At 32.7% G+C, this 12,957-nt stretch carries 14 protein-coding genes; 12 read left to right on the plus strand and 2 right to left on the minus strand.

Annotated features, from left to right (window positions below; genetic code table 11):
- The first annotated feature begins 13 nt into the window (after nt 1-13).
- Nucleotides 14-325: a rhodanese-like domain-containing protein gene (locus tag M1D64_RS05270; protein WP_002482987.1), complete on the plus strand. Its 312-nt coding sequence runs from the start codon at nt 14-16 to the stop codon at nt 323-325.
- A 195-nt stretch (nt 326-520) separates the two neighbouring features.
- On the opposite strand, the gene M1D64_RS05275 is transcribed toward M1D64_RS05270, so the two are convergent.
- Nucleotides 521-1,774 carry a BaiN/RdsA family NAD(P)/FAD-dependent oxidoreductase gene (locus M1D64_RS05275; RefSeq protein ID WP_129530961.1) on the minus strand — a complete coding sequence of 418 codons (1,254 nt, stop codon included), beginning with the start codon at nt 1,772-1,774 and terminating at the stop codon, nt 521-523.
- A gap of 121 nt (nt 1,775-1,895) precedes the next feature.
- Between M1D64_RS05275 and M1D64_RS05280 the strand changes: the two genes are divergently transcribed.
- The 8 genes from M1D64_RS05280 (at nt 1,896) to M1D64_RS05315 (ending at nt 10,068) form a co-directional block, all read left to right on the plus strand.
- Nucleotides 1,896-3,533: a putative polysaccharide biosynthesis protein gene (locus tag M1D64_RS05280; RefSeq protein ID WP_002482989.1), complete on the plus strand. Its 1,638-nt coding sequence runs from the start codon at nt 1,896-1,898 to the stop codon at nt 3,531-3,533.
- Complete coding sequence (locus M1D64_RS05285) at nt 3,530-4,228, plus strand: pseudouridine synthase (RefSeq protein WP_037538246.1); 699 nt, start codon at nt 3,530-3,532, stop codon at nt 4,226-4,228. The genes M1D64_RS05280 and M1D64_RS05285 overlap by 4 nt, the downstream gene beginning before the upstream one ends.
- Before the next feature lie 18 nt (nt 4,229-4,246).
- Nucleotides 4,247-4,660 (plus strand): YtxH domain-containing protein, encoded by a 414-nt coding sequence (locus tag M1D64_RS05290; RefSeq protein ID WP_129530962.1) that lies wholly within the window; start codon nt 4,247-4,249, stop codon nt 4,658-4,660.
- 219 nt (nt 4,661-4,879) lie between these two features.
- The gene (gene pepV, locus M1D64_RS05295) at nt 4,880-6,289 is read left to right on the plus strand and encodes a dipeptidase PepV (protein WP_002482992.1); all 1,410 of its coding nucleotides are present in this window, start codon (nt 4,880-4,882) and stop codon (nt 6,287-6,289) included.
- Nucleotides 6,290-6,291: 2 nt separating this feature from the next.
- Nucleotides 6,292-7,137, plus strand: coding sequence for a D-amino-acid transaminase (dat, locus tag M1D64_RS05300; protein WP_002482993.1), 846 nt, complete (start codon nt 6,292-6,294; stop codon nt 7,135-7,137).
- 464 nt (nt 7,138-7,601) lie between these two features.
- Nucleotides 7,602-8,393, plus strand: coding sequence for a phosphotransferase family protein (locus M1D64_RS05305; protein WP_041080027.1), 792 nt, complete (start codon nt 7,602-7,604; stop codon nt 8,391-8,393).
- A 12-nt stretch (nt 8,394-8,405) separates the two neighbouring features.
- Complete coding sequence (gene trmB / locus M1D64_RS05310; RefSeq protein ID WP_037538252.1) at nt 8,406-9,041, plus strand: tRNA (guanosine(46)-N7)-methyltransferase TrmB; 636 nt, start codon at nt 8,406-8,408, stop codon at nt 9,039-9,041.
- A gap of 199 nt (nt 9,042-9,240) precedes the next feature.
- Nucleotides 9,241-10,068, plus strand: coding sequence for a YtnP family quorum-quenching lactonase (locus tag M1D64_RS05315; protein WP_002482996.1), 828 nt, complete (start codon nt 9,241-9,243; stop codon nt 10,066-10,068).
- An 88-nt stretch (nt 10,069-10,156) separates the two neighbouring features.
- Here the strand turns inward: M1D64_RS05315 and M1D64_RS05320 are convergent, their stop codons facing one another.
- Complete coding sequence (locus tag M1D64_RS05320) at nt 10,157-10,474, minus strand: hypothetical protein (protein WP_011302866.1); 318 nt, start codon at nt 10,472-10,474, stop codon at nt 10,157-10,159.
- 82 nt (nt 10,475-10,556) lie between these two features.
- On the opposite strand from M1D64_RS05320, the gene M1D64_RS05325 reads away from it, so the two are divergent.
- The 3 genes from M1D64_RS05325 (at nt 10,557) to M1D64_RS05335 (ending at nt 12,953) form a co-directional block, all read left to right on the plus strand.
- Nucleotides 10,557-11,633, plus strand: coding sequence for a M42 family metallopeptidase (locus tag M1D64_RS05325; protein ID WP_037538255.1), 1,077 nt, complete (start codon nt 10,557-10,559; stop codon nt 11,631-11,633).
- Between the two features lie 17 nt (nt 11,634-11,650).
- On the plus strand, nt 11,651-11,959 hold the full coding sequence (locus tag M1D64_RS05330; RefSeq protein ID WP_041080025.1) for a thioredoxin family protein: 309 nt from the start codon (nt 11,651-11,653) through the stop codon (nt 11,957-11,959).
- Between the two features lie 130 nt (nt 11,960-12,089).
- Nucleotides 12,090-12,953 carry a DUF1444 domain-containing protein gene (locus M1D64_RS05335; RefSeq protein ID WP_041080024.1) on the plus strand — a complete coding sequence of 288 codons (864 nt, stop codon included), beginning with the start codon at nt 12,090-12,092 and terminating at the stop codon, nt 12,951-12,953.
- Nucleotides 12,954-12,957 lie beyond the last annotated feature (4 nt).

Here is a 12,957-nt window from a genome sequence, read left to right on the forward strand (position 1 = left end):
GGAGGAATTAATTATGGAATCTATCACAGTAACTGAACTAAAAGAGAAAATTTTGGATGCAAACCCAGTTAACATTGTGGACGTTAGAACTGATCAAGAAACAGCGATGGGTATCATTCCAGGTGCTGAAACCATTCCAATGAATAGTATTCCAGATAATCTAAACTATTTTAATGATAATGAAACGTATTATATTATCTGTAAAGCCGGTGGCAGAAGTGCGCAAGTCGTTCAATACCTTGAACAAAATGGCGTGAATGCAGTGAATGTTGAAGGTGGTATGGATGAATTTGGTGATGAAGGTTTAGATATTAAAAGTATTTAATTATAAAATAAGTAGTTAATTAAAAGCCGAGACATAAGCATATGTCTCGGCTTTCTTAAGGTAATCAACAGTTTATTTATAATGCTTTATTTGTCCATATAGTAATGGCTTTACAGTGAATGATGCACTGCTACTTTATCAAATATTAATGAAACTATTGGATTTCAATGTTATCTTTTACTATATATAATCAATTTAGAAAAGGCTTGCATTAGTGCCAGCTACATGACCTGTGACAAGGGCGCTTGTGATATTATATCCACCTGTATAACCGTGGATATCCAGTACTTCACCACATAAAAACAAACCAGGTACAAACTTAGACATCATTGTTTTGGGTTGTATTTCTTTTAATGAAACACCACCTCCTGTAACGAAGGCTTTTTCAATAGAAAGTGTGCCGTTAACCGTAAAGGTAAATCCTTTTAATAATTCTACAAGTTGATTAATTTGTGCGTTGGCAATATGGTGCGCTGTTAAATCATCTGAGATATGGGCTTGCTTAATTAAAAATAACAAATAGCGCTCTTCAATTAAGCCATGCAAACTATTTTTAACAAATTTATCAGGTGTTTCTTCTAACAAACGTCTAATCTTTTGTTCGAGTTCATTTTTGGTAAGTTCAGGAAAGGCATCCAGTTGCATTTGAATATCTTGTTTTTTTTGATTCTTTTGTTCTTTATATACAAATTGACTACACCTTAGTGCAGCGGGTCCACTAATTCCAAAGTGAGTGAATAACATATCCATTTGATGTGTGATTCGTGTTTTACCATTCTTTTTTAAAACGGATAGCGCAACATTTTTTAAACTCAAACCTTTGAGACGTTTGTTTTTGATAAATGTTTCAGAAGAAGTGATGGGTACTTCAGTTGGAAATAATTCAGTAATGGAATGTCCCAAGTGTTCGGCAAATTTATAACCATCACCTGTTGAACCAGTTTGAGGGACGCTTGTGCCACCGGTGGCAATAATTAAACTATTGCTTGAAAATTGTTGCTGATCATTTAATGTTACGGTGAAAGTATGTTGGTCCGTGTATTCAATTGATGATACAGTGGATTCTTCTTTTATTTCTACGTTATTCTGTTGCAAAGTATTGATGAGTGCGTCAACAACATCTTGTGCTTTATTAGAGACGGGGAACATACGACCGTGGTCTTCTTCCTTTAAAAGAACGCCTCTAGATTCGAAAAAATGGATGATAGATTCATTATCAAAAACAGAAAAAGGGCTATATAAAAATTTCCCATTACCAGGTATATTTTTGATGATTTCATCATAAGGTAAGCGATTTGTTACGTTGCAACGTCCGCCTCCAGAAATTTTCAATTTACGACCGAGTCCTTTTTTCTTTTCAATTAATAAAATATTATGATTATTGAGACTTGCCGCAGCAGCTGCCATTAGCCCGCTAGGACCGCCACCGATTATAATTGTTTGATACATTTTATTGCCTCCCATAAGCGTATAGTGTTATTTTATAGTAATATAGTTTTGAAAAAAAGTAGCTATCACGTTATTATTAAGATTACGAGTGTAAAATTTAATTTGAGATAGGAAGATCAGAATGAGTGAAAGTAAAGAGTTAGTGAGAGGGACCTTTTTAATTACGCTAAGTATTTTAATTACTAAAGTATTAGGTGTAATTTACATTATTCCATTCTACGCCATAATTGGTGGAGAAGAAAATCTGGCGCCTTTCAACTACGCGTATACCCCATATAATATTGCCATTGCCATCGCAACAGCAGGTGTGCCATTGGCAGCATCAAAATATGTTTCGAAATACAATGCGTTAGGCGCATATAAAATTAGTGAAAAACTATATAAATCTAGTTTTATTGTTATGACCATAACAGGATTTATTGGATTTTTAGTATTATATTTATTAGCTCCAAGCATAGCTGGTATTACATTAGCCAATAAAGGTCATGTAGATGGTGGCTGGACTGTTGATGATATTACTTGGATTATAAGAATTATTAGTATCGTGGTCATTTTTATTCCATTATTAGCGACGTGGCGTGGTGTATTCCAAGGTTATAAATCTATGGGGCCAACTGCGGTATCAGAAGTCATAGAACAAATTGCACGTATTTTATTCATTTTAATAGGAAGCTATTTAGTGCTTAATGTGTTTAATGGTAGTGTACTTGTAGCGAATGGTGTTGCGACGTTTGCAGCGGCAATCGGTGCAATCGCAGCAATCATCGTCTTATGGTATTACTGGAGAAAAAGAAAGAGCAACATAGAACGCATGGTTGCAACGGATCATACAGGTATGGATGTCTCATATGGCAAGATGTATAAAGAGATTATTTCATATAGTATTCCTTTCGTTATTGTAAGTTTGAACTTCCCGCTGTTTAATTTAGTCGATCAGTTTACACATAACACTGCGTTGAATTTAGCAGGTGTACCAAGCAATTTGCATGATTACTTTTTCTCAATTCTGAATATGACAACTAACAAAATTGTGATGATTCCGACATCTTTATCAGCGGGTTTTGCTGTGAGTTTGATTCCATTCATTACAAAGACTTATGCATCAGGCCAGTTACATGAAATGCACAGACAAATACGCACATCTTTAGGTGTATTAATGTACATAACAGTGCCAGCCAGTTTAGGTATTATGGCATTGGCCTTACCTCTGTATACAGTTTTCTATAGTTATAATATTGACGGTAGCCATTTATTATTTTATTATGCACCCGTTGCAATATTAATCGCGTTATTAAGTGTGACAGCGTCAATGTTACAAGGTATAGATAAACAAAAATTAACAGTATTTGTCATTTTAGCAGCAGTAGTAATAAAAATTATTTTAAACACGCCGCTTATAGTTACTTTCCATACGGCAGGCGCAATTTTAAGTACGGCAATCGCGTTATTATTTGCAGTTTTATGTAATTTTTATATTCTTAAAAAGTATGCGAAATTTAACTTTTCTGAGACTTGGTTACACTTTGGAAAAATATTTATGTATGGATTTATTATGATGATTGGGGTTGAATTGACATTCTTCATATTACAAATGTTTATTTCTCCAGAACATAAAATAGGTTCTCTAATTATTCTTGTTATAAGTGTTGTGGTAGGTATGCTGATTTATGGTAGCATGACAATGAAAACAAGACTTGCTGATCAATTCTTAGGTGAAATTCCAAATAAAATCAGACGCAAATTAGGTATTATTAAATGAGATTAGATAAATTTTTATCAAATATGGGTGTTGGCACTCGAACAGAAGTAAAACAACGCTTAAAAAAAAAGCAAGTCACAATTGATGATAAGGTAGAAACGTCACCTAAGAAGCAAATCAATCCAGAACTAGAAATAGTGAAAGTCAATGACCAAAAGATAGACTTTGTTAACAAAGTCTATCTCATGCTTAATAAACCTAAGGACTATATATCAGCTACAACAGATGAACAGCACAAGACAGTGCTCGATTTAATAGAGGGCTATAGATACTTAGATTTGTTTCCAGTCGGCCGATTAGATAAAGATACAGAAGGACTTTTATTGATTACCAATGATGGACAATTTAATCACGAATTAATGAGTCCAGGTAAACATGTCGCTAAAACTTATGAAGTGATTTCTCAAAAAAACATTACAAAAAATGATATAAATGCATTTAAAGTGGGTATTGAATTAAATGAGGGATTGGCGAAACCTGCAAAATTAGTCCAAGGTGATGAATTAAACAAATCGTTTGTCACAATATATGAAGGACGTTACCATCAAGTGAAGCGAATGTTTCATGCTATAGATAATGAAGTCTTAGCTTTGAAACGTATTCGTATTGGCGACTTACAACTTGATTCAACATTAGCATCAGGAGAATATCGTCATTTAACTCAGCAAGATTTTAAACTATTAGGATTAAAATAAAGAAGAGGTGTAAATATTATGTCAAAATTATTTAAAGCAATCGTAGGCATAGGGGGAGCAGCTGTAGCAGTAGTGCTTTCCAAAAAAGAAAATAGAGATAAATTAAAAGATGAGTACAGTAAATACAAATCTAATCCAGAATCATACAAACAAAATGCAAAAGATATCGCTAGTCAAATCAGTTCAAAAGCTGGCGAAACATATAATGAAGTAAAACAGGATCCTAAAGGTTATGCTTCAAAAGTAAAACAAGATCCTAAAGGTTTCATTAATGAACAAAAAGATCGTTTCTCTAATGTGTCTGAACAAGAAGAAGAGCACGTTGAAGAAGCAAGATTTACAGATGAAGGTGCAGCCAATCCTTTAAACAATTTACGAGTTGTAACTGAAGAAGAGTTAAAAAATAATAGCAATAAACATGACGGTAAGTAATACGTTGTCATGATTTTATATCAAACCTAGTTCGCAATTGGAACTAGGTTTTTTATATTAATACAGTTTATATATATAGTAAAAGTAAGCGGTTTAACTGTTTTATTATAAAGCATAACAGTTGATTTTTTTGTTTTATGATTACATCTCACTGTAGTTTCTCTACGACTTCATGTAAAATATTAAATATATAAGTTATAAGAAGGAAGTTGATTGTATATGTGGAGAGACAAAGTAAAAGAATATGAGGATTTCATACTAGAAGATTTGAAAGGTTTACTTTCAATTGAAAGTGTAAGAGAAGACGATAAAGCTTCTGCTGAAAATCCAGTAGGACCTGGACCTAGACAAGCTTTAGATTACATGTATAAAATCGCAGAACGTGACGGCTTTGGCACACATGATGTTGATCATATCGCGGGACGTATTGAAGCGGGTAAAGGCGATGATGTATTTGGTATTTTATGCCATGTGGATGTTGTACCTGCAGGCGATGGATGGGATTCAGATCCGTTTAATCCAGTAGTAACTGATGATAAAATTATTGCTCGTGGTACGTTAGATGATAAAGGGCCGACCATTGCTGCTTATTATGCAGTTAAAATTTTAAATGAAATGAATGTAAACTGGAAGAAACGTATACATATTATTATTGGTACAGATGAAGAGTCTGATTGGAAATGTACTGAGCGTTATTTCCAATCAGAAGAAATGCCTGAATTAGGGTTCGCTCCAGATGCTGAATTTCCTGCTATTCATGGTGAAAAAGGAATAAGCACGTTTGATGTAATTCAAAATGAAAAAGCAGATGATCAAGATGAGCCTGAATATGAATTGCGTTCATTTGTATCAGGACAAAGATATAACATGGTGCCTGATGAAGCGATTGCCAATGTAGTTGTTAAAGAAAATATGACAGATGTTATCCAAAATTTTGAACAATACTTAAACGAGCATGACGTTGAAGGTGAAAGTGTTGTAGATAGCGGTGTCTTGGTGCTTAAAGTACAAGGTAAAGCGGTTCATGGGATGGATCCATCTATAGGCGTCAATGCAGGATTATATTTACTTAATTTCCTTGCAACATTAAATTTAGATAAAACTGCTGCAAATTTCGTAGCGTTTAGCGAACGATACTTGTTTGAGTCACATTTTGGAGAAAAAATGGGAATGAAATTCCACACAGATGTTATGGGCGACGTGACTACTAATGTTGGAATTATCACTTATGATAATCAAGATGGTGGCAAATTCGGCATTAATTTAAGATATCCAGAAGGTTTTGAATTTGAAGAATCGTTAACAAGATTCAAGGGAGAAATTCAATCACTAGGATTTTCAATTGAGTTAGGTAAAAATCAAACGCCACATTATGTAGAAAAAGACGACCCATTCGTACAAAGCTTAGTACAAGCCTACCGTAACCAAACTGGTGATGATACAGAACCGTATACGATTGGTGGCGGTACTTATGCACGAAATTTAGATAAAGGTGTTGCATTTGGTGCGATGTTTAGTGATTCTGAAGATTTAATGCATCAAAAAAATGAATATATAACTAAAAAACAATTATTCAATGCGACAAGTATCTATTTAGAATCATTATATAAATTGTGTGTGGAGGAATAAATATGACAAAAGTATTAATAAATGAAAAACTCGTTGATGAACAAGATGCAAATGTGCCTTATAATGATAGAGGTTATGTATTTGGCGACGGTATTTATGAATATATTAGAGTATATGATAATAGTGTATTTACTGCTAAGGAACATTTTGAAAGACTTTTACGTAGTGCAAAAGAAATTGGTCTTGAATTAAAATATAGCGTTGAGGAACTTACGGAATTAATACAGGAGTTATTATCAACAAATGGTGTGATTAATGGTGGTGTCTACATTCAAGTTACACGTGGTGCCGCACCGCGTGATCATGCCTTTCCAACACCTTCTGTTGAAACCAATATTATGGCTTTCACTAAATCATATGATCGTCCTTACAAATCATTAGAAGAAGGTATTAATGCGATCACTACTGAAGATATTCGTTGGTTAAGATGCGATATTAAGAGTTTAAACTTGTTGGGTAATGTATTAGCTAAAGAATATGCAGTTAAATATAATGCTCAAGAAGCAATACAACATCGTGGTGATATTGTCACAGAAGGTTCTTCTAGTAATGTGTATGCAATCAAAGATGGTGAAATCTATACACATCCTGTAAATAATTATATTTTAAATGGTATTACGCGTATGGTAATTAAATCTGTTGCTGAAGATAAAGGGATACCTTTTAATGAAGAAACGTTTACATTAGACTTTTTGAAAAGTGCGGATGAAATCATTGTATCAAGTACTTCAATTGAGGTTATGCCAGTTGTTAAATTAAACGGTGAAAATGTCGGTGATGGTCAAGTTGGCTCGATAACAAAATCATTGCAAGAAGGATTTAACAGATACATTGATACACATAGTTAATATTTTCAATAAATAGATAGAAAATATAACAAAAATTCATATTAAATTATGTTATAATGCTAACTGAGCCGTTTGAAAGAAACTAATAGAAATAAGAAAGTAAAAAGTGACTTTTTGTTTCTCATTATTGGTTGAAATTCATACCCAAACATTATAAAATCTTTTATGAGTCTTGAAATTGAACGAGAAAAATTTCTTGAAAAAAGATAGAGAAATATTAAAAAATATGCTTTGTTTGGGTTTCTTTTATGGTATGCTATAAAAGTTACTATAATTTGAAAATCAGTTATTTATAATTTTAAAAATTAACTTGAGCCACATGGGACATTATGCTAGTCATAACACTTGAGACAGCATAAATTATGGTTGAAGTTTAAAAAAATTTGCTATAGAAAATGATTATATATGGCTCTCGAAAAATGTTTTTCAGGAGCCATTTTCTAATTGAAAGTGAGGTGAACGTGTTGGAGCAGTTTTATCAATTGGGATGGACGCTTGACTCAGCAGGCGGTGCATCGGGTGAGGCGTACATGGCCGAACAGGATGGACAAAAATTATTCTTAAAAAGAAATTCAAATCCATTTATAGCTGCATTATCAGCTGAAGGTATTGTGCCTAAACTTGTATGGACGAAACGCATTGAAACTGGCGAAGTTGTAACAGCACAACATTGGAAAAATGGTAGAGAACTTACTTTCAATGAAATGCATGAACAACGTGTAGCGAATTTATTGAAAAAAATTCATAGTTCGAAGACATTATTAAACATGCTAAAACGTATGGAAATGGAACCTATCACGCCAGATATTTTATTAAATAAAATAAATGCTTCGTTATCAAGAGATGTACTGACACATCACGTGGTTAGAAAAGCTTTAACGTATTTGGAAGATCACATGCCTAACTTAGATCCTCGTTTCTTTACAGTTGTTCATGGTGATGTTAACCATAATAATTGGTTGTTATCAGATCATGATGAGCTATATCTCGTTGATTGGGAAGGTGCAATGATTGCTGATCCCGCAATTGATTTAGGTATGCTGCTGTACAATTACGTTCCAGAAAATAAATGGCCAGAGTGGTTAAACTTGTATGGTACAAAAGATTCAATGGATTTACAAAAACGTATGAAGTGGTATACCGTTGTACAATCTATCGGTATGGTTCAATGGTATGAAGAACAAAAACGTTACAAAGATATGAATATGTGGCTAACTTTTTTAAATCAAGTGATGAATAATAATGCTTTTATATAAGGAGTTATCAAAATGAGAATGCGCTATAAGCCTTGGGCAGAGGACTACTTAAAAAAAGAACCGAATATAGTTGATATCGATGGTAGTCATGCAGGGCGAATCAGTGAATGGTTTGATAATGATCAACCGATTTATATTGAAGTAGGATCAGGTATGGGTCAATTCATAACTACGCTTGCAGCAAAACATCCCGAAATAAACTTTATCTCTATGGAAAGAGAGAAAAGTGTTATGATAAAAGTCTTAGATAAAGTTATTGAACAAGGCTTAACAAATATCAAGTTAATTTGTAATGATGCAATTGAACTTAATGATTATTTCAAAGATGGAGAAGTATCAAGATTATACCTTAATTTCTCAGATCCATGGCCTAAAAAAAGACATACTAAACGTCGTTTGACATATCAAACATACCTAGCATTGTATAAACAAGTTTTAAAAGATGATGGTGAAATCCATTTTAAAACAGACAATCGTGGTCTGTTTGCATATAGTTTAGAAAGTATGTCTCAATTTGGTATGTATTTTACAAAAATCAACCTGAATTTGCATGAAGAAGATGATGAAGAGAATATTGAGACTGAATACGAAAGAAAATTTTCTGATAAAGGTTCAAGAATTTATCGTATGGAAGCTAAGTTTCATTAAATATAATTACGCACTCAATTGATAGGACATAGGTTCTATCAATTTTTTTATGTCCAAATTAAGATTTTTATAATTTAATGTAAATAGAGTTGTGCTAATTTAAATGTATTTATGTCCATTATTTTACCTAGAACATTGTTTGTATTACTATTAATGTTCAGTAGTTATTGTGTTTATATTTTACGAGGAGGATAAGTAGATGAAATTAGGGGATTTTCGTATACATTATTTAAATGGTGGTATCACTCACATTGATGGTGGCGCAATGTTTGGCGTGGTGCCTAAGGCGTTATGGACTAAAAAATATGAAGTGAATGATAAGAATCAAATTCCATTACCAACGCATCCAATATTAATACAATCGAACGATTATAATATTATCATTGATACAGGTATAGGTTCAGGAAAATTAACAGATAAAGAACGTAGAAATTTTGGAGCTCATTATGAAAGCCAAATTAGTGAAGACTTAAAGGCTTTAGATTTAACGACTGCAGATATTGATTATGTATTAATGACACATTTACATTTCGATCATGCTGCTGGATTAACAGATAATGAGGGTAATTCAATTTTTAATAAAGCAATCCATGTGATTCAACAAGATGAATGGCATGAATTTCAAAGCCCTAATATACGCAGTAAATCAACATATTGGCCAAAGAATAATGGAGATTTTAAAAAACGATTACTATTGTTTGAAAATGAAATCGAAATAGTGCCAGGTATTAAAATGATTCATACGGGCGGTCATAGTTTTGGTCATGCAATCATTACAATTGAAAGTCAGAATGAAAAAGCGGTGCATATGGGTGATATTTTTCCAACAACTGCACATAGAAATCCATTATGGGTCACAGCTTATGATGATTACCCTATGCAATCAATTAGAGAAAAAGAACGTTTAGTACCGTATTATATTCATCAAAATTATTGGTTTTTATATTATCATGATGTAAATTATTTTGCGGTGAAATTTGATAAGCAAAATATAACTGAATTTGATACATTTATTTCTAGGAATTAAAAAGGTTAAAGCTAAGCGGCACATGAATAAGAAGATATTCTGAGTTAGAATATGTTTGTCATCGTGTCGCTATGGCTTTAACCTTCTATCATTTGCATTCAATGATATCTAATATTTCACCTGTTTTGGCATCAGCATAAAAGTCATAATATGTAAGTGTGTTATGGTTTCGTGTCGTAATGCCACCTTGAAAAGCAATGATTTTTGAATCGGATTTTGTATACGTCATCGGCACTTTTAATATATATGATCCTATAACATTCATAAAATAAGTTTTTACTTCTTTAGTGATTTTTTCAGGATCTCGATATTGGATATGTTTTCGACGTTTATAAAAATAAATTGATCCTGCAATTGTAGTTAGGAAAAATAATAAGAGGATGAACCAATTTTTTTTATTTAACATAACATAATCTACCCCCAATAAAGTCATATTTATAGTTTACCATAATGAAGATGATATAATAAATATTAAGGAGTGAGAGACGTTGAACATAGATAAAAGTAAAACATTGAATAGAATGAAAACATTAACAGAATTACATGGTGTAGCAGGTTTTGAAGAAAATGTAAAATCATATTTGAAAGCAGAAATGGAACCATTTGTGGATGAATTTGTTTATAATCGTATGGGCGGATTTTACGGTGTTAAACGTTCGAAATCAAGTAATCCAAAACGAATCATGGTTGCTGCACATATGGATGAAATTGGTTTCATGGTCACAAATATCACGTCAAATGGTATGCTACAATTTACTAATTTAGGTGGCGTTGCAAACGATATATGGCAAGGCCAAAGGCTAAAAGTTAGAACGCGAAATAATGATGAGATTACAGGTATTGTAGCTAATATTCCGAAACATTTTAGAACTGGAAATGAAGGAGCACCTAAAATAGAAGATTTATTATTGGATATTGGTGCAGAAAATGCTGAAGATGTATCGGCACGTGGTATTGCTATTGGTGATACGATTGCACCTGATACGCCTTTTACACAGTTATCAGAGCATCGATTTGCCAGTAAAGCCTGGGATAACCGTTATGGTTGTTTAATTGGTATTGAGCTACTGGAATTATTAAAAAATACTGAATTGGACTTTGATTTATATGTCGGTGCAAATGTGCAAGAAGAAGTAGGATTAAGAGGAGCAAGTGCAGCGGCAGAGTTAATCGATCCTGATGTAGCATTTGTTGTAGATTGTTCGCCTGCGAATGATATGAAAGGTAAGCAAAATTTATCAGGGGAATTAGCTGGAGGTACATTAATCAGAATTAAAGATGGTACAATGTTACTTCGACCAACCTTTAGAGATTATTTGCTTGATTTAGCGAAGCAGTATGATATTAAACATCAATACTATATTTCTCCAGGTGGTACGGATGGTGGAGAAATACACAAGGCAAAATTAGGTATCCCAACCGCTGTGATAGGTGTGTGCGCACGATATATTCATAGTACAAACGCAGTGTTTGATATTAGAGATTATGAAGCTGCCAGAAGCCTGTTAGAACAATCAGTTAGACATTTAAATGAAGACCAAATAAAAATATTACAATATAAATAATAATTAGGAGTGGTATTATGCAACAATTAGAAAGTGAGCAGCAATTTGAAAATCTGAAAAATGAACAAACAGTGTTTTTATTTACAGCAGATTGGTGCCCAGATTGTAAAGTTATAGAACCAGATTTACCTCAATTAGAAGCAAAATATACTAATTATAAATTTATTTCAGTTGATAGAGACAAATTTATTGATATATGCATTAATTATGACATTATGGGTATACCTAGTTTTCTAGTATTCCGTGACGGGAATCAAATTGGCAGTTATATTGGAAAAGAACGAAAATCCAAAGAACAAATAGACCAATTTTTAGCGTCTTTGTAGGTGGCATTAATTTAGGATTAAATTAAAGTTAAATTATAAAAATATATACCCTTAGAGCGCACATTTTTTCTGTTCCTAAGGGTATATTTATTGTAAACTATAGTAAGGCACGTAAATAGGAGTGTTAATAATGAATGTCTTTCAAATGAGAGATAAATTAAAAGATAGATTGAATCATCTTGATGTGAAATTTAGTTTTAATCGAGAAGATGAAACACTACGTATCTCAAGAATAGATAATGGTAAAGGCGTTACCGTTAAAATTAATCCAATAGTAGCTAAATATAAATCTCAAAAAGAAAAAATAGTCGATGAAATTGTGTATTATGTTGAAGAAGCAGTCGAGCAAATGAAAGGGGAGGCATTGGAAAATACGGATTATATCCAAATTATGCCGGTTTTAAGATCTCCTAGCTTTGATAAAAAAGACAAAAATGGTAATTCATTTGTAATCGATGCACATACAGCAGAAACAAACATTTATTATGCAGTTGATTTAGGTAAGTCATATCGTCTAATTGATGAAGCGATGTTAGAAGAATTAAAGCTAACAAAGCAACAATTAAAAGAAATGGCGCTATTTAATGTGCGCAAATTAGAAAATAAGTATACAACTGACGAAGTTAAAGGTAATATTTTTTACTTTGTGAATTCAAATGATGGTTATGATGCAAGTAGAATTTTAAATACGTCATTTTTAAATGAAATACAAGCACAATGTGAAGGTGAAATGTTAGTAGCGGTACCTCATCAAGATGTGCTTATCATTGCAGATATCCGCAATAAGACGGGTTACGATGTGATGGCGCATTTAACTATGGAGTTTTTCACTAAAGGATTAGTGCCAATAACATCATTATCTTTAGGTTATGATAAAGGGCATTTTGAACCAATCTTTATTTTAGGTAAAAATAATAAACAAAAAAGAGATCCTAATGTGATTCAAAGATTGGAAGCTACACGAAAACAATATGAAAATAAAGATAAGAAATAAGGAG

Source organism: Staphylococcus sp. Z5-21 (assembly GCF_056529615.1).